The following is a 16,598-nucleotide window of genomic DNA, read 5'->3' on the forward strand; positions in this document are numbered from 1 at the left end:
TCCTCATTGTGCGCCGAGGAGGACCACCTCCAGGGTGCGGGGGCCGTGCACGCCCTCCACCCGGTCCAGTTCGATGTCGCTGGTGGCGGAGGGTCCGGAGATCCAGGTCAGGGGCCTGGTGGGGTCCAGCAGGGGCAGGGCCCGCGGCACCGAGTCCACCACCTGGCCGGGGACCCGGACCACGCAGACGTGGTGGTCCGGGACGAGCGTGATCCGGCGCCGTCCCTGCCCGGGACCGCCGTCGAGGACGATCGTGCCGGTCTCGGCGATCGCCAGGGCGCAGCCCGTCACCACGCTGTCTACGGCGTCCAGTTGGTACGGGGTGGAGTCCGCCCGGTCGTCGATCCGGGCCGGGCCGGCCGCCGCGAGCCAGTGCGGCGGCAGCCCGGGCGGTACGAGCACCGAGGACGCCCCCCGTTCGGCGAGGAGGCGGGCCAGCAGCGCGGGGAGGCCGTCCTCGTCGACCCGGTGGACCTTGGCGCGGTACTCCGCGAGGTTCGCGGCGAGCAGGTCGACGGTCTCGGCCGGGGTGCGGGCGCCGTGGACCGCGAGGTAGTCCCGGGGGATCCCGGTGTCCGGGCGCGGCTCGGGCAGGGCCCGGCGGATGCGGGCCAGGATGACCTCTCTGGCGCTCACGGGCGTGCCTCCTTCTCGCGCGCCGCCCACCAGTCGCGGAACGAGCGCTCCGGGAGCTCCGGCAGCTCCCGGCTGTCGGTCCAGGCCCGCCCGGGCCCCGGCAGCCGGCGCGGGCGCAGCCGCCGGGCGCGCGCGAGCAGCCGCTCCCCCGCGCGCAGCGCGCCCGGGCGGTCGAGCAGGAGCCGGGCGGCCCGCATGGCGGCCCGTTCGGCGGTGTGGCCGTCGGCGGGGCGGATGCGCACGCGGATGCCGTCGCGGGTCACCGGGCCGCCCTGGACCACGCGTTCGCGCAGGTGGACCAGTACCTCCGGGATGTCGATGGCGACCGGGCAGACCTCGTAGCAGGCTCCGCACAGGGTGGAGGCGTAGGGCAGGGTGGCGTCGATCTCGCTCCCGGTGCCCCGGAGCTGGGGGCTGAGGATGGCGCCGATCGGGCCGGGGTAGACGGAGCCGTAGGCGTGGCCGCCGGCGCGCTCGTACACCGGGCAGACGTTGAGGCAGGCGGAGCAGCGGATGCAGCGCAGGGCCTGGCGGCCCACCTCGTCGGCGAGGGTGTCGGTGCGGCCGTTGTCGAGGAGGACGAGGTGGAAGACGGAGGGACCGTCGCCGTCGGTGACCCCGGTCCACATGGTCGTGTACGGGTTCATCCGCTCGGCCGTGGAGGAGCGGGGAAGCGTTTGCAGGAAGATCTCCAGGTCCCGGAAGGTGGGGACCAGCTTCTCGATCCCGACCACGGAGATCAGCGTCTCGGGCAGGGTCAGGCACATCCTGCCGTTGCCCTCGGACTCCAGGACGACCATCGTGCCGGTCTCGGCGACCATGAAGTTGGCGCCGGAGACAGCGACTTTGGCGCGCAGGAACTTCTCGCGCAGGTGCAGTCGGGCGGCTTCGGCGAGCTCGCGCGGGTCGTCGCCGAGTGGCTCGGGGGCCGGACGGCCCCAGCCGCCCATCTCCGCGGCGAAGATGTCGCGGATCTCGCCGCGGTTGCGGTGGATGGCCGGGACCAGGATGTGGGAGGGCCGGTCGTGGCCCAGCTGGACGATGAGCTCGGCGAGGTCGGTTTCGTACGCGGCGATCCCGGCCGCCTCCAGGGCCTCGTTCAGGCCGATCTCCTGGGTGGCCATGGACTTGACCTTGACGACTTCCCTTTCGCCGGTGGCCCGGACCAGTTCCGTCACGATGCGGTTGGCCTCGTCGGCGTCGGCCGCCCAGTGGACGGTGCCGCCCGCGGCGGTGACGGCGGCCTCCAGCTGGAGCAGGTACCGGTCGAGGTGCGCCAGCGTGTGGTCCTTGACCGCCTTGCCGGCCGCGCGCAGCAGGTCCCAGTCCTCCAGTTCGGCGACGGCCCGCGCCCGCTTGTCGCGGATCGTGTGCGTGGCGTGGCGGAGGTTGGCCCGCAGCACCTCGTCCCGTACGGCCTCGCGGGCCGCGTCGGGGAAGGCGGGCATGCCGAGGTACGTGCCCGTCATCGGAGCCTTCGAGTCAATCGGAGCCTTCGAGTCATACGAGTGGTTCCTCTTCCGTCGCGGCCAGGATCTCGGCGAGGTGCAGGGCCCGCAGCGGCGCGCCCCGGCGCCTCAGGATGCCGTCCAGGTGGGCGAGGCAGGAGTTGTCGGCCCCGCAGAGCACCTCGGCACCCGTGGACAGCGCGTGGTCGGTCTTGTCGGTGCCCATCGCGGCCGAGACGTCCGGGTTCTTGACGGCGAAGGTCCCGCCGAAGCCGCAGCACTCCTCGGCGCCGGGCAGCTCGCGCAGCTCCAGACCGCGTACGGCGGCCAGCAGCCGCCGGGGCCGGTCGCCGAGCCCGAGGCCCCGCAGGCCGTGGCAGGACGGGTGGTAGGTGACGGTGTGCGGGAAGTACGCGCCGACGTCCGTCACCCCGAGGACGTCGACGAGGAACTCGGTGAGCTCGTACACGCGCGGTACGAGGTCTTCGGCCAGCGCCGCCAGGGCGGGGCCCCGGCCCTCGGCCTCGGCCGCGCGCCCGATCCTGGGGTAGTGGGCGCGGATCATGGCCGCGCAGGAACCGGACGGGGTGACCACGTACGCGTACCCGGCGAAGGCCTCGGCGGTACGCCGGACCAGTGGCTCGGACTCGCGCCGGTAGCCGGTGTTGTACTGCGGCTGCCCGCAGCAGCTCTGCGCGGCGGGGAAGTCCACGGTGACCCCGAGCCGCTCCAGGAGGCGGACGACAGCGATACCCGTGCGCGGGTAGAGCGCATCGTTGACGCAGGTGACGAACAAGGCGACGCGCATGACGGGCAGAATAGCCCGGTGAAGAAGTTCTCAGTGATCGGCATAGGCGCGGGCGACCCGGACCACCTGACCCTCCAGGCGGTCAGGGCGATCGGCGCGGCGGACGCATTCCTCATCCTGGAGAAGGGCGAGGAGAAGGCGGATCTGACCGGGCTGCGGCGCGCGATGCTCGACGCGCACGCCCGCCCCGGACACCGGCTGGTGGAGGGCCGCGATCCCGACCGCGACCGGACGCCCTCCGACTACACCCCGACGGTGGACGGCTGGCGCAGTGCGCGGGCCGAGCTCTTCGAGCGGTTCATCGCCGAGGACCTCGCGGAGGGCGAGACGGGCGCGTTCCTGGTGTGGGGCGATCCCTCGCTCTACGACTCCACGCTCGCGATCCTCGACGAGGTGCTGGAGAAGGGCCGGGTCGCCTTCGAGCACGAGGTGGTGCCGGGCATCAGCAGCATCTCCTCGCTCCTGGCCCGCCACCGCACCACCCTCAACCGGGTGGGCCGCCCGGTCCAGATCACCACCGGGCGCCGGCTCGCGGAGGGCTGGCCGGACGGTGTGGACGACGTGGTGGTGATGCTGGACGCCCGGCACGCCTTCACCGCCCACCTCGACCAGGACCTGTACATCTACTGGGGTGCGTACATCGGCACCCCCGACGAGATCCTGGTCTCGGGAAAGCTGGCGGAGGTCGCCGGCCGCATCGAGGAGCTGCGCACCGAGGCCCGCGCCCGCAAGGGCTGGATCATGGACACGTACCTGCTCCGGCGCGACTAGGCCGTACCGCCCAGTGCGGCGGTGATGAAGCGTCCGGCGCGGTCCAGGGCCGCGCCGGCCTCGTCCAGCAGGCCTTCGAAGGCCTGGAAGACGTGGGGGACGCCCTCGGTGACGTCGAGCCGGACGTCGACCCCGGCCGCGGCCGCCCGGGCGGCGAACCGGGTGGAGTCGTCCACCAGGACCTCGTTGGCACCGGCCTGGAGCAGCAGCGGGGGCAGCCCGGTCGGGTCGGCGTACAGGGCCGGGCTCAGCAGCGGCTGGGCGGGATCCTGTCCGGCCAGGTGGTGGGCGAAGACCTTGGCCAGCTCGGCGCGGGTGAAGAGCGGGTCGGCGCCGTGCTTCGTGGTCATGCTCTCGCCCGAGAGGGTGGCGTCCAGGCCCGGGGAGAAGGCGACCGCGGCGGCCGGCATCGGCAGTCCGGCCTCGCGGGCGGCGAGCAGGGTGGTGATGCCGAGCCCGCCGCCGGCCGATTCCCCGGCCAGGACGATCCGCCCGGCCGGAACGCCCTGGCCCAGTAGCTCGCGGTAGGCGGCGAGGCCGTCCTCGACCGCGGCGGGGAAGGGGTGCTCGGGGGCGAGCCGGTAGTCGACCGAGACGGCGCGCACTCCGGTGCGGCGCACGAGTGCGGCGGTCAGGTTCAGGGCCGTGGCCGGTGAGCCGAAGACCCAGGCTCCGCCGTGGAAGTAGAGGATCGTCCCGGCGGCCGTCCCCGCCGTCGTCCCCGCGGCGGGTCCGCCCTCGGGTTCGACGGTCAGGGCAGGGCGCCCGCCGAGGACGGAGGGGGTGACGCTCACCCCGGCCGGGGCCGGGCCCGAGGCCATCTGGGCCTCGAAATCCTTGCGCATCCGCTCCGGCGGGAGGCTGCCGTCGAACGGGGCCTGCCGCATCAGGGCGTCGACGGTCGCGCGCTGCGCCTTGCTCATGGGATCCTCCTGATGGCGTGTTGTTCTTCACCAGGAACTACATTCCCAGGAATATCATTCCCGCGAATCTGGAGCAGTGTGTGACCGACCTCGCGCAGGTGTTCATGGACCTCGTCCGCTGCGAGATCAGGCTCTACAACGGGTTGGGCGAACGGCTGCGCGCCGAGCACGGCCTGACGATGGGCCAGTACGAGTTCCTGCGCATCATCGACGGCCGGGAGGGCTGCCGGGTCAACGACCTCGCCGAGGAGGCCGCGATCACCGTCGGGGCGACCAGCAAGGGCGTGGACCGCCTGGAGGCCGCCGGCTGGGTGGTCCGGCGGCCCAACCCCGGCAACCGCCGCTCGTCCCTCCTGGAACTGACCCCCGAGGGAGCCGAGCTGCTGGCCGCGTCGACACCCACCTTCGAGAACGGCCTGCGCTCCCTGCTCGCCGAACCCCTGACGGCCGCCTCACTGGAACAACTGGCCTCCACCGTCGCCCTGCTGCGCAGGACACTGGAGGGCTAGGGCGTCCAGGCCGTTTCCGGCGCCTCTTGCCGTCTTCTTTCTCCGAGCCGGTGCGGCGAGAGCCCCCGGGGGCTGTAATGGCACTGTTTGGCCCATCGGTTCACGGGAGAGTGAACCGGTGATCCGGGCTCGGGGAACACCCGGGCGCCGAGGAGGGGGAGGACGATGTCCGGTACGTACGGTGCGGATGGGCAGTGGATGGACCTCGCGGATGCGGTCACGCTGCTGAGGGAGCAGATCGCCGAGGCCCAGGGCCGGCTGGTGGACCCTGCGGAGGGCGGTGACAAGGGGGTGCTGTTCACGCTGGGGGAGATCACGGTGGAGCTCGGGCTGGAGCTGACCGGAACCAAGGGCGTCAACGGCGGGTTGAGGTGGAGCGTGATCAGCCTCGGCGGGAAGAAGGAAAGCGGCACGAGGGACACGCACAAGCTGACGGTGAAGCTGACTCCGCACCAGCCGGGCGGCGGAGACGTGGACATCAGCGACGAGGAGTAGCCCCTCCGGGCGCGGGAGGGACCGAGGGGAAGCGGGGGGAGCGGGGAAGCAGGGAAGCGGGGAAGCGGGGAAGCGGGGGGATTCTGGTGGAGTTCGACCGTCGGGTGCAGATCCGGGTGGACCGGCTGAAGGACGGGAAGAGGACCAGGGGGTTCGGGTCGGGGTATCTGGTCGCACCGCGTCTGGTGCTGACGGCCGCCCACGTCCTGGACCATCTGGATCCGGCCGCCGGGGAACCGGTGACAGTGAGCCTGCCCGACGCCGGAGAGCAGCGGTTCTCGGCGTTCACGTGCTGGCAGCGCATGGACGACACCGTCGACGCGGCGCTGCTCGAGATCACCGCCGGCCAGGACGGCTGGCAGGTGCCGCACTCCCTGCGTGACGTGCTCACCCGGCCTCCCCAGCGGTACGGCCTGGTCATCGGGAACCGCCCGCACCCGGTCACGGCGACCGGATTTCCGCGTATGCAGAAGGACTCGGACGACGGCCGGCGCCTGGACGAGCAGGTGACCGGCCGCATCGCCCCGGGCACCGGCGCCTTGGCCGACCGCTACGAGATCTCCGGCACGGAGCCCACTCCCGGTACCGGAGCGACCGGCGGAAGCCGCTGGTCGGGCATGTCGGGAGCCGGCGTGCTCACCGACGACGGCTTCGGCGGCGACCTGCTGTGCGGCGTCGTACGCCGCGACCGCCTCGCCGACGGCGGCACCCGCCTGACCGCCACCCCGGCCGCCGCCCTGCTCGCCGATGACGCGTTCCGCGCCCTCGTCACCCGGCACACCGGCTGGGAACCCGTTCTGGAGCCCATCGAGCCGGCAGCCCTGCTCACCCCCGCCGCGGTCGACCGCAACGTCCGCTCCCCCGCCGCACTGCTCCGCGCCGACACCGAGGCCGTCGCCTTCCACGGCCGCGAGAGCGAACTCGCCGCCCTGCGAGCGTGGTGCGAGAGCGGCCCACCCTCTCTTTCGGTACGGGTCATGACCGGGCCCGGCGGCCAGGGCAAGACCCGACTCGCCCGCCGCCTGACCGACACCCTCGGCTGGCACGGCTGGGTCACCGGGCACCTGCGCTCCGACCTCACCGACGACCCGGCCCTGGACCACACCCCGCCCGACTTCACCGCCCTGAACACAGCCCTGCCTCTGCTCCTGGTCATCGACTACGCCGAAACCCGGCCCCGCCTCCTGCGCCGCCTGATCACCCACCTGCACCGCTCCCGCCACCGGGTGAGACTGCTGCTGCTCGCGCGCTCCGACGGCGAATGGCGCACCGGCTCCCTCCAAGCGATTCCCGCCGTACGGGACCTCCTCGAAGATGCCCCCCGCTTCCCCCTCACCCCGCTCATTCCCACCAGCCGTCCCGCCCGGGACCGGCACGACGCCTTTCACCGCGCCGTCGGCGGCCTCGCCCGCCTCCTGCCGCTCGTCCCCACTCTGCCCGCACACGACTGGCTGTCCCTCGCCTCCGGGACCAGGCCCCCCACCGACCTCCACGACCAGCGCTACGACAACGTCCTCACCCTGCAGATGACAGCCCTGGTCACCCTCCTGCAGCACGGACCGCTACCCGTCGACACGACGCCCGGCACGCCGCCGGAGCGCACCCTCCTCAAACACGAGGACCGCTTCTGGGAGGCCAGCGCGAGAACGCCCGCCCACCGGCTCGACCTGGATGCCGCCACCCTGAGCGCCGGCGTCGCGATCGCCGCGTTGTGCGGGGCCGACACCCGGGACGAAGCGATCCGGGTGATCACCGCCCTTCCCGGTCTTCCAGGCCACCAGGTGGCATCCGCCACGGACTGGCTGGCTTCGCTGTATCCCGCCGACGGCAACCGCTACTGGGGCTCCCTCCAGCCCGATCGCGTCGCCGAGTACCACACCTCCCAGGTCCTCGAAACCGGTGCCATCGCGCTGCCCGCCCTCCTCGCAGCGGCCTCCCCCACGCAGCAGGCCCAGACCCTGACCGTCCTGGCCCGCGCCGCCATCGCCCACTACAACAGCGGCCGCACCACCCACAGCGACCGCGTCCTCCACACCCTCGACACGGCCTTGGACGCCGTCCCCCTCGCCTACGGGGCCGTCCAGAGCGCCGCCGTCGCGCTCCCGTACTTTTCCCGCGTGACGGCTCCCATCGCCCTGAAACTCACCGCCGCGCTCGCCGAGGCCGACCGGCACCAAGCCGGCCTCACCCCCGCCTCTTACGAGCCCTACCTCGCCCGCTCGCTGTCCAACCTCGGCGTCCGGCTGTCGGCTGCCGGGCACCGCGCGCAAGCCCTGGCCGCCACCGAGGAAGCGGTGGAGATCCAGCGCAGGCTGACCGCCGACAACCCCGCCGCCTACGAACCCGCCCTCGCCCGCTCGCTGTCCAACCTCGGCAGCCACCTGGCGGAGACGGGACGCCGGGACGAAGGCCTGGATGCCGAACGGGAGGCGGTACGGATCCGGCGCCGGCTGGCCGCCGACAACCCCGCCGCCCACGAACCCGACCTCGCCATGTCACTGTCCAGCCTCGGCGTCCGGCTGTCGGCTGCCGGGCACCGCGCGCAAGCCCTGGCCGCCACCGAGGAAGCGGTGGAGATCCAGCGCCGGCTGACCGCCGACTACCTGCCCTACTTCGCCACTTCGCTGTCCAACCTCGGCGTCCGGCTGTCGGATGCGGGACGCCACGCCGAGGCCCTGGCCGCCACTGAGGAAGGGCTCGAAATCCGGCGCCGGCTGGCCACCGAGAACCCCGCCACCCACGAACCCGACCTCGCCGCCTCGCTGTCCAACCTCGGCGTCCACCTGTCGGATGCGGGACGCAACGCCGAGGCCCTGACCGCCGCCGGGGAAGCGCTGGAGATCCGGCGCCGGCTGACCGCCGACAACCCCGCCGCCTACGAACCCGACCTCGCCGCCTCGCTGTCCAACCTCGGCAACTGGCTGCTGGATGCGGGACGCCACGCCGAGGCCTTGGCCGTCGGCGAGGAGGCGGTGGAGATCCGGCGCCGACTGGCCGCCGAGAATCCCGAGCACCCCGTCGTCTACCTACCGGATCTCGCCGCCGCGCTGTCCAACCTCGGCAGGTACTCGTCGGATGCGGGACGCAGCGCGGAGGCCGAGCAGCAGGCGGTGGAGATCCGGCGCCGGCTGGCCACCGAGAACCCCGCCGCCCACGAACCCGACCTCGCCACCTCGCTGTCCAACCTCGGCGTCCACCTGTCGGATGCGGGACGCAACGCCGAGGCCCTGACCGCCGCCGGGGAAGCGGTGGAGATCCGGCGCCGGCTGACCGCCGACAACCCCGCCACGTACGAACCCGCCCTCGCCCGCTCCCTGACCAACCTCGGCAACCGCCTGTCGGACGAGGGACGCGGCGCGGAAGCCCTGACCGTCGCCGGGGAAGCGGTGGAGATCCGGCGCCGGCTGACCGCCGGCAACCCCGCCGCCTACGAACCCGACCTCGCCACCTCGCTGGCGGTCCTGGCGCTGGCCACCGAGAGGGAGGGTGACCTTCCCGGGGCCTTGCGGACGGCGGCGGAGGCCGCGGAGCTCTACCAGCGCCGTATCGCCACGACGCCCACCCTGCTTCCGAGACTTCGTGCCGTATGGGAGTTGCAGGCATCGGTGCTGGACGCGCTCGGCCGTCCGGAGGAGGCAGAGACGGCGCGCCTCCGGCTCAGGGAACATCCGCTCCCGCCCGGGTAACTCCGCTCCGCGGCCTAGCGGAGGTAGGCGGGCAGGGCCTCGGCCAGGCGGTCGTATTCCTCGGACCGGTTGTAGATCTGACCGCTCACCCGGATCCCGCCGCCGCCCGGCCAGGGCCAGATCAGGACCCGGATCCGCTGCTCGGCCGCGATCCGCTCGCGCAGCTCGCGGGAGGCGTCCGGGGTCTCCGCCACGCCGGGCGGCAGCCGCAGCGTGCGCAGGGCGAGGCCCTCGGTGTACGGGAGCGGGGCGATTCCGGGGATCTCGGCGAGCCGGGCCGCGCCGTAGGCGGCCATCGCGCTGTTGTGGGCCCGTACCTTGGCCGCGTCGAGTTCCTCCAGCAGGTCGAGCCCGTCCGGGGCGGCGAGCCAGCCGGTGTAGTCGTAGGTGGCGCGGTTCTCCACGGAGCGCGGGTAGCCGTAGTGGTCCTCCCAGGAGGGCACCGGCGGGCGGACCCGGCCGCGGTGCTGCGGGGCGACGGACAGGATCGCGGTGCCGGACGGGGCGTAGGCCCATTTGTGGAGGTTGCCGAACCAGAAGTCGGCGCCCCCGCCCAGCGGGTCGGGGATCATCCCGGGGGCGTGGGCGCCGTCCACGATGGTGGTGACGCCCCGTTCGGCGAGTTCGGCGAGCAGCCGGGGCGAGGCGATGAGCCGGGCGGTGGGCGAGCTGATGTGGTCCAGTACGGCGACCCGGGTCCGCGGGGTGACCCCGGCCAGCACGGTTTCCCGTACGGCGTCCTCGTCGGGGAGGTCGGGCGCCAGGGCCACGGTGGTGAGCGGGGCGCGCCGTGCGGCGGCCGCGACGACCGTGCCGTAGCCGTGGTCGGTGACCAGGATCTCGTCGCCCGCGGCGAACTCCACGGCGTCGAGGGCCACGTTGGCGGCCTCGGTGGCGTTGGACACGAAGGCGAGCCCGTCCGGATCGGCGCCGAGCCGGGCGGCGATCCGGGACCGGGCCTCGACGAGCCGGTCGGGGGCGCCGATGAAGAAGGCGTCGGGGTCGGCGTGCGCCTGTGCCCGGAGGGCGGCCTGCGCCTCCTGGACGGGGACGGGCACCGCGCCGAACGACCCGTGGTTCAGGTGGCTGACCTCGGGAGAGAGCCGGAACAGCTCCCGCCCGCCCGGGAATTCGGCGGGACGGCGTATCGACCCGTTGCGTGAGGCGGCCCCGGCCCGCCCGGCGGCATCGGCGGGATCGACGCGGTCGGTGCGGTCGGTCGGCTCGGCGGGCTGGGTCACGTGGGACCTCCGTGGGTGCGGCGCGGCTGTCGGGCCGATCATGCCCCGCCGCCCGGCGGAGCGACAGCCCCTCCTCCGGCCATCGCGGGGGCGAAGGCGCGGCGGCACCGCAGGAGCAGCTCCCGTACGGCGGGACCGCGGGTATCGCGCCAGACGAGGGAGAGCAGGGCCGGGATCTCCACGTCCTCGATGGTCCGGGCGGTGAGCCGGTCGCCGTACGACGCGGCCATCGAGGCGCTCAGGACGGCGACCCCGAGGCCACGCGCGGCGAGGTCAGCCACGGCGTCGGAGGCGCCGGCCTCCAGGGCGATCGAGGGCTCCAGGCCCTGTCCGGCGCAGGCCCGGTCGAACACCGTGCGCAGGCCGGTGCCCGGCGGCATGCAGATGACCGGATGTCCGCGGAGGTCGCGGAGGGTCACCCGGTCAGCTCCGGCCAGCGGATGCCCGGGCGGGACCGCGACGACCAGGCGCTCGCTGACGAGGGTGAGGGCCTCCAGTCCGTCGGGGGTGGTGGCGGCGGTTCCCACGAGGGCCAGGTCGACGGCGCCGGTGCGCACGGCTTGCACCAGCCGGTCGGAGTTGTCCTCCAGCAGGGCGATCTCCACGCCGGGGTGGGCCCGGTGGAAGGCGGCGAGGGCGTCGAAGAGGGGGGTGAGGGTGCAGCCGACGACCATGCCTACGGTGAGGCGGCCGCGGATCAGGCCGGTCACCTCGCCCACCGCCTGGGCGAGGGCCGCGGTCGCGGCCAGGGCCGTGCGGGCGTGTTCGAGGGCGGCCCGGCCCGCGGCGGTGAGGGTGGCGGTGCGGCCGGACCGGTCGAAGAGCTCGGCCCCCAGCTCCTGTTCGAGGCGGCGGATCTGGGCGCTGACCCCGGACTGGCTGATGTGGACGCGCTCGGCCGCGCGGGTGAAGTTCTGCTCCTCGGCGACCGCGACGAAGTATTCGAGCTGCCTCAGTTCCATGACCAGGAATTCTAGCTTCCAGCAGAACCAGCTGTTGGACTTCTGATCATCGGGCGGTGAGGCTTGAACCAGACCCCGAGCACACCCCGGGAGACCCCTCGACCGCAGGAGGAAGCCGTGCCGGAGACCACTGACCACGCATCTGACCACGCATCGCAGCACGCATCGCACGACCCGTCGCCGTACGCGTCGTACGAGAAGGCCCTGCGCCCCGAGGACATCACCCGCCTGTTCGTCGAGCGGTCCAACGCCGGCGACGCGGCCGGGGTCGCCGCCCTCTACGAGGAGGACGCCGTGATGGCCTTCCCGCCCGGGGAGCTGACGGTGGGGCGGGAGGCCATCCGGGCCCTGTGGCAGCGGGTCCTGGAGCGGCGGCCCCGGTTCGAGCCCGAGCCGCCGCTGCCGACGCTGGTCAGCGACGGGATCGCGCTGACCTCGACTCCGCCGAGCGACGGCACGGGCGCCCGCGCCCAGGTGGTCCGCCGCCAGAGCGACGGCAGCTGGCTCCGGCTCCTGGACCAGCCGGAGTTCGCCCCCGCGCGGGCGGCCGGGCCGGAGCCGGCCGAGACCGCCTAGGCCGCCCGAGGGCGTACGGTCTGGCGGTGCGTCGGGGTTCCGCCCAGTTCGGCGAGCCAGGCGTCCAGGTCGGCCATGGCGGGCGGGTCCAGGAGGGCCGGGTCCACCGTGGTGCGGAGCTGGTGGGGCACCCCCGAGGCGAGCAGGAGGCGCAGGCTGCGCTCCGCCGAGGCGGCCGCGTGGCCGATGCCGGTGACCCGTTCGTAGCGGCCGGGCGGGGCCTTGACGTCGAAGCCGACCCAGTCCAGCAGGCCCGCGTCCAGCAGCCGGGCCAGGCGCCGGGGGAAGGCTCCCCCGGTGTGGAGGCCGACCTCCATGCCCAGCGCGCGGGCCTCCCGTACGGCTTGGGGCAGACCGCGCTGGAGCAGCGGTTCACCGCCCGAGAAGACGATCCCGTCGAGCAGCCCCGTCCGGCGGGCGAGGTGGCCGAGCACCTCGTCCCAGGAGACGGCGGCGGGGGCCCGGGCGGGCAGCAGGCCGGGGTTGTGGCAGTAACCGCACCGCCAGGGGCAGCCCTGGCAGAAGACGGTGGTGACCAGCCGGCCGGGCCAGTCGCAGGTGGACAGCCGGGACCAGCCGCCGATGCGGATGACCTCGCCGGGGGTGACCTCTCCGGGGGTGGCCGCGCCCGGCGCCGCGGTCGTCACACCGCCGCCTTGAAGTGGACGCGCTCGGCGTGTTCGCCCTTCTTGCCGATGTTGAAGGAGGACACCGGGCGGTGGTAGCCCATGACCCGGGTCCAGATCTCGCACGGCGCCCCGCACGTGGGGCAGTGGGGCCGCTCCCCCTCCAGGTAGCCGTGGTCCGCGCAGATGGAGAAGGTGGGGGTCACCGTCAGGTACGGGATCCGGAAGGTCTCCAGCGAGCGCCGGACCAGTTCGCGGCAGGCCTCCGCCGTCGGGATCCGCTCGGGGGTGTACAGGTGCAGGACGGTGCCGCCCGTGTACTTGCCCTGCAGTTCGTCCTGGCGCTCCAGCGCCTCGAAGGGGTCGTCGGTCCAGCCGACGGGCAGCTGGGAGGAGTTGGTGTAGTACGGGTTGGCGTCGGTGCCGGCCTGGAGGATGCCGGGGAAGCGGGCCCGGTCCTCCTTCGCGAAGCGGTACGTCGTGCCCTCGGCGGGGGTGGCCTCCAGGTTGTACAGGTGGCCGGTGCTCTCCTGGAAGTCCACCATCCGGGCCCGGACCCGGTCCAGGAGGCGGACCGCGAGGGCGTGGCCCTCGGGGGTGGTGATGTCGTGGGCGTCCGCGCTGAAGTTGCGGATCATCTCGTTGACGCCGTTGACCCCGATGGTGGAGAAGTGGTTGCGCAGGGTGCCCAAGTACCGCTTGGTGTACGGGAAGAGACCGCCGTCGATCAGGTCCTGGACGGTGATCCGCTTGAGTTCGAGGCTGTCCCGGGCGAGCTCGCACAGCCGGTCCATCCCGGCCAGCAGACCCGGCTCGTCGCCCGCGTAAAGGTGCCCGAGCCGGGCGCAGTTGAGGGTGACCACACCGAGGGAGCCGGTCTGCTCGGCGCTGCCGAAGAGGCCGTTGCCGCGCGCCCGCAGCTCGGTCAGATCGAGCTGGAGCCGGCAGCACATGGAGCGGATCATGTGGGGTTCGAGCTCGGAGTTGATGAAGTTCTGGAAGTACGGGAGCCCGTACTTGGCGGTCATCGCGAAGAGCCGCTCGGCGTTCTCGCTCTCCCAGGGGAAGTCGCGGGTGATGTTGTAGGTCGGGATGGGGAAGGTGAACACCCGCCCGGTGGCGTCGCCTTCCGTCATGACCTCGATGTACGCCCGGTTGATCATGTCCATCTCGGCCTGGAGCTCGCCGTAGGTGAAACCGGTCTCCTCCCCCGCGACCACGGGGATCTGTTCGCGCAGGTCCTCGGGGCAGGTCCAGTCGAAGGTGAGGTTGGTGAAGGGGGTCTGCGTGCCCCAGCGCGAGGGCACGTTGAGGTTGTGCACGAGCTCCTGGACGCACTGCCTGACCTGGTCGTACGTGAGCCTGTCGAGGCGGACGTACGGGGCGAGACAGGTGTCGAAGGAGGAGAAGGCCTGGGCGCCCGCCCATTCGTTCTGCAGGGTGCCGAGGAAGTTCACGATCTGGCCGACGGCCGAGGACAGGTGTTTGGGCGGGGCGGAGTCGATCTGGCCGGGGACCCCGTTGAAGCCCTCGGTGAGCAGGGTGCGCAGGGACCAGCCGGCGCAGTAGCCGGAGAGCATGTCCAGGTCGTGGATGTGGAGGTCGCCCTCGCGGTGGGCACGGGCCACGGCGGCGGGATAGACCTGTTCCAGCCAGTAGTTCGCGGTGACCTTGCCCGCGGCGTTGAGGATGAGTCCGCCGAGCGAATAGCCCTGGTTGGCGTTGGCGTTCACCCGCCAGTCCCGGCGGTCCAGGTATTCGGTCACGGTCTCTACGGCATTGATGACAGCAGTCACGGCAGCCCTCCCACGAGGCTCGGCACGGAAGAATGGCGGGCGCTCTTGAGGGCCCGTGCCGGCAGGTGTCGGACTCGTCCGCCGTGGCGGACTCACCGTTGCGGGGCAGTCCCGGATTCCCACCGGGTTCCCTGTTGCCTCGGTCGGGGGAAGGGAGCCCCGCCGAACCGGCAGAGCCAACACTACATATAGATGTGACAGCGGCATGCCACCACTACATATGGGGTGACAAAGGTCCCGGGGCAAGGGACTTCGGCCCCTGCGGACCCGCGCCGGCGCCCTGCGGACCTACGCCGGAGCCCTGCGGGCTCAGCTCCGGCCGCTGGTGGCGGCGTAGTACTGGAGGTCCTGCACCTCCACCGTGCGGTCCACCCGGTAGGGCAGTTCCACCCGGGCTCCGGCCTTGCCGCCCCGCACCACGGACGCCGAGCCGGCGCCCGGAGCCAGGGGCAGCAGCTCGGAGTGGACCCCGGCCGGGGCCGCGTGCGCGTCCTCGGCCGCCCCCACGGCCGTACGGATGCTCGCGGGCGCGGTCAGGAAGCTCAGCACCTCCACCGCGTCCCGGGCCGCGGCGCTGCCGCCCCGCAGCGACATCACGAGGGACTGGCCGCCGCTCGGGTCCGCGGCGGCGAACTGGGTGCGCGAGCTCAGGTACAGCGTGTCGCGGACGATCTTCGGCCAGCCGCCCGTCTTGAACCGGGTGAGGTAGTACGAGGAAAGGTCCAGGTAGGCATGGCCGTTGTGCAGCGAGGGCGCGAACTGGCTGCCCTCGCTGTAGTCGTTCCACGTGGTGAGCTGGACCCAGTCGGCCCCGTCCTCGATCGCGCGGTTCCATGTGGCGCGCAGGGTCGCGGTGTTGCCCGCCTCGTCGTAGATGCCCTGGTTGGGGCGGGCGTCCTGGACCGATACGGGCTGCATCCAGATCTTGCCCGCGGCGTGGGCGCGCCGGACGTCGCGCGTGGAGCTCTCCTGGCCGACGTAGCTGCGGCTGCCCCACTCGGAGAATCCGTGGCTGATGGGCTCGAACTCGGCGCTGTGCGCGCCGAAGTCGAGGAAGAGCGGGACGAAGGCGGTGCGGATGCCGTGCCGGTTCTTCAGGACGTCCATGACCCCGGTCCACCAGGCGACGCTCTTCTCCTCGGCCTTGAACGGCGAGACGACCAGCCGGCCGTCGGGGAGCCGGTGGGCGGCCGGGGCCTTGCCGAGCTCCGCGAGGAGGTCGGCGAGCACGGCCGGGTCGTCGGTGCCCAGGGAGGTCATGTCCGGCATCAGCATGACCTTGAAGCCCGGATCCACCGAACGGGCGGCCTCCATCAGGAGGTGGGAGCGTTCGCGGTTCTTCCCGGTCAGGGAGAGCAGGTCGAGGGTGAATCCGTCGATGCCCGCGGCGCGGGCCGTGCGGACCTCCTGCTGGAGGTTGGCGAGCTCCCAGTCCCCGGCTTTGGGCGGGACGGGCAGCGGGCGGTCGCGGAGCAGTCCGCCGTAGCGCTCGTGCTTGCCGTTCTCGCCGTCCGGCTTCAGGTAGTTGCGGGTGTAGTAGTCGGCGTCGGCGCCGACGTTGTCCAGGGAGAGCGGGTACGGGGTGAAGTAGTGGGCGAAGACCAGCTTCTTGCCGGCGGCGCCGGAGCGCAGCACGGCCGGCTGCGGCAGGTCGAAGGGCAGGGCTCCGGCGGGGCGGGGCGCGCCGTCCGCGGCGGACCCCTGGGCCTTCGGGTCCGGGGGCTGCCCGCCGGGGCTCTGCGGGGCGGTCGTGACCGGTCCGGTGGCGGCGGGGCCGGAGGCGGCGGGCGCGGGGCCGTCGCCGCCGGGAGCGGGCAGGAGGCCGCCCGGGCCCGGCGCCGGGCCGGCCTGCGCGTCGGCGACGGTGCGGGGGTCCCAGACGATGCCCGTCGCGGCGCAGACGCCCGCGAGGAGGAAGGCGGACAGGAGGAGGCTCAGCAGGGGTCTTCGGCGCCGGAATCCCGCACGGCGCCGGTGCGACGCGGGCCTCGCGCCCCGCCCTGACCGACCCCGGTCCGCACTCATCCTGGCCCCTCCCCCGAATATGCCCGCGCCATGCCCGAACACCGGGCCGCACAGCAGCAGTACAGCGGATTCCCGGCCCCCGGACAACCGTTCCCC

The 16,598-nt window shown here is 73.1% G+C and carries 14 protein-coding genes and 1 riboswitch; of the genes, 5 read left to right on the top strand and 9 right to left on the bottom strand.

The window, feature by feature from the left end; translation table 11 throughout:
• Positions 1-3 precede the first annotated feature (3 nt).
• Genes AC3IX6_RS04210 through AC3IX6_RS04220 form a run of 3 tightly spaced genes read right to left on the bottom strand, consistent with a single transcriptional unit; the run spans position 4 to position 2,892 of the window.
• The gene (locus AC3IX6_RS04210; RefSeq protein ID WP_489368878.1) at positions 4-636 is read right to left on the bottom strand and encodes a LutC/YkgG family protein; all 633 of its coding nucleotides are present in this window, start codon (positions 634-636) and stop codon (positions 4-6) included.
• Complete coding sequence (locus AC3IX6_RS04215) at positions 633-2,105, bottom strand: lactate utilization protein B (RefSeq protein WP_489368879.1); 1,473 nt, start codon at positions 2,103-2,105, stop codon at positions 633-635. Before AC3IX6_RS04215 ends, AC3IX6_RS04210 begins: the two co-directional genes overlap by 4 nt.
• A 31-nt stretch (positions 2,106-2,136) precedes the next feature.
• Positions 2,137-2,892: a (Fe-S)-binding protein gene (locus tag AC3IX6_RS04220; protein ID WP_489368880.1), complete on the bottom strand. Its 756-nt coding sequence runs from the start codon at positions 2,890-2,892 to the stop codon at positions 2,137-2,139.
• Between the two features lie 18 nt (positions 2,893-2,910).
• Here AC3IX6_RS04220 and cobF point away from each other — a divergent pair, with 18 nt between their 5' ends.
• Positions 2,911-3,663, top strand: coding sequence for a precorrin-6A synthase (deacetylating) (cobF, locus tag AC3IX6_RS04225; protein ID WP_489368881.1), 753 nt, complete (start codon positions 2,911-2,913; stop codon positions 3,661-3,663).
• Here the strand turns inward: cobF and AC3IX6_RS04230 are convergent.
• Positions 3,660-4,586 (bottom strand): alpha/beta hydrolase, encoded by a 927-nt coding sequence (locus AC3IX6_RS04230; protein ID WP_489368883.1) that lies wholly within the window; start codon positions 4,584-4,586, stop codon positions 3,660-3,662. The two genes, cobF and AC3IX6_RS04230, sit on opposite strands and share 4 nt — an antisense overlap.
• A gap of 80 nt (positions 4,587-4,666) precedes the next feature.
• On the opposite strand from AC3IX6_RS04230, the gene AC3IX6_RS04235 reads away from it, so the two are divergent.
• From AC3IX6_RS04235 to AC3IX6_RS04245, 3 genes are all read left to right on the top strand, one after another.
• Positions 4,667-5,095: a MarR family winged helix-turn-helix transcriptional regulator gene (locus tag AC3IX6_RS04235; RefSeq protein ID WP_489368884.1), complete on the top strand. Its 429-nt coding sequence runs from the start codon at positions 4,667-4,669 to the stop codon at positions 5,093-5,095.
• Between the two features lie 165 nt (positions 5,096-5,260).
• Positions 5,261-5,590, top strand: coding sequence for a trypco2 family protein (locus AC3IX6_RS04240; protein WP_489368886.1), 330 nt, complete (start codon positions 5,261-5,263; stop codon positions 5,588-5,590).
• 86 nt (positions 5,591-5,676) lie between these two features.
• A complete protein-coding gene (locus tag AC3IX6_RS04245) occupies positions 5,677-9,276 on the top strand; it encodes a tetratricopeptide repeat protein (protein ID WP_489368887.1) in 3,600 nt (1,199 codons plus the stop codon).
• Positions 9,277-9,290: 14 nt separating this feature from the next.
• Here AC3IX6_RS04245 and AC3IX6_RS04250 read toward each other — a convergent pair whose 3' ends face one another.
• Both AC3IX6_RS04250 and AC3IX6_RS04255 read right to left on the bottom strand, forming a co-directional pair.
• The gene (locus tag AC3IX6_RS04250) at positions 9,291-10,517 is read right to left on the bottom strand and encodes an aminotransferase class V-fold PLP-dependent enzyme (protein ID WP_489368888.1); all 1,227 of its coding nucleotides are present in this window, start codon (positions 10,515-10,517) and stop codon (positions 9,291-9,293) included.
• 38 nt (positions 10,518-10,555) lie between these two features.
• Positions 10,556-11,479, bottom strand: a complete 924-nt coding sequence (locus AC3IX6_RS04255; protein WP_489368889.1) for a LysR family transcriptional regulator — start codon at positions 11,477-11,479, stop codon at positions 10,556-10,558.
• 204 nt (positions 11,480-11,683) lie between these two features.
• On the opposite strand from AC3IX6_RS04255, the gene AC3IX6_RS04260 reads away from it, so the two are divergent.
• Positions 11,684-12,055 (top strand): YybH family protein, encoded by a 372-nt coding sequence (locus AC3IX6_RS04260; RefSeq protein ID WP_489371726.1) that lies wholly within the window; start codon positions 11,684-11,686, stop codon positions 12,053-12,055.
• On the opposite strand, the gene AC3IX6_RS04265 is transcribed toward AC3IX6_RS04260, so the two are convergent.
• The 3 genes from AC3IX6_RS04265 to AC3IX6_RS04275 form a co-directional block, all read right to left on the bottom strand.
• Complete coding sequence (locus AC3IX6_RS04265) at positions 12,052-12,702, bottom strand: anaerobic ribonucleoside-triphosphate reductase activating protein (RefSeq protein WP_489368891.1); 651 nt, start codon at positions 12,700-12,702, stop codon at positions 12,052-12,054. The genes AC3IX6_RS04260 and AC3IX6_RS04265 overlap by 4 nt on opposite strands.
• Positions 12,699-14,477, bottom strand: a complete 1,779-nt coding sequence (locus AC3IX6_RS04270) for a ribonucleoside triphosphate reductase (protein ID WP_489368892.1) — start codon at positions 14,475-14,477, stop codon at positions 12,699-12,701. Before AC3IX6_RS04270 ends, AC3IX6_RS04265 begins: the two co-directional genes overlap by 4 nt.
• Before the next feature lie 43 nt (positions 14,478-14,520).
• A riboswitch (cobalamin riboswitch) is annotated at positions 14,521-14,664 on the bottom strand.
• A 122-nt stretch (positions 14,665-14,786) separates the two neighbouring features.
• Positions 14,787-16,502 carry a glycoside hydrolase family 71 protein gene (locus AC3IX6_RS04275; protein WP_489368893.1) on the bottom strand — a complete coding sequence of 572 codons (1,716 nt, stop codon included), beginning with the start codon at positions 16,500-16,502 and terminating at the stop codon, positions 14,787-14,789.
• Positions 16,503-16,598: the final 96 nt, after the last annotated feature.

The organism is Streptomyces sp. GL_141, assembly GCF_057834385.1.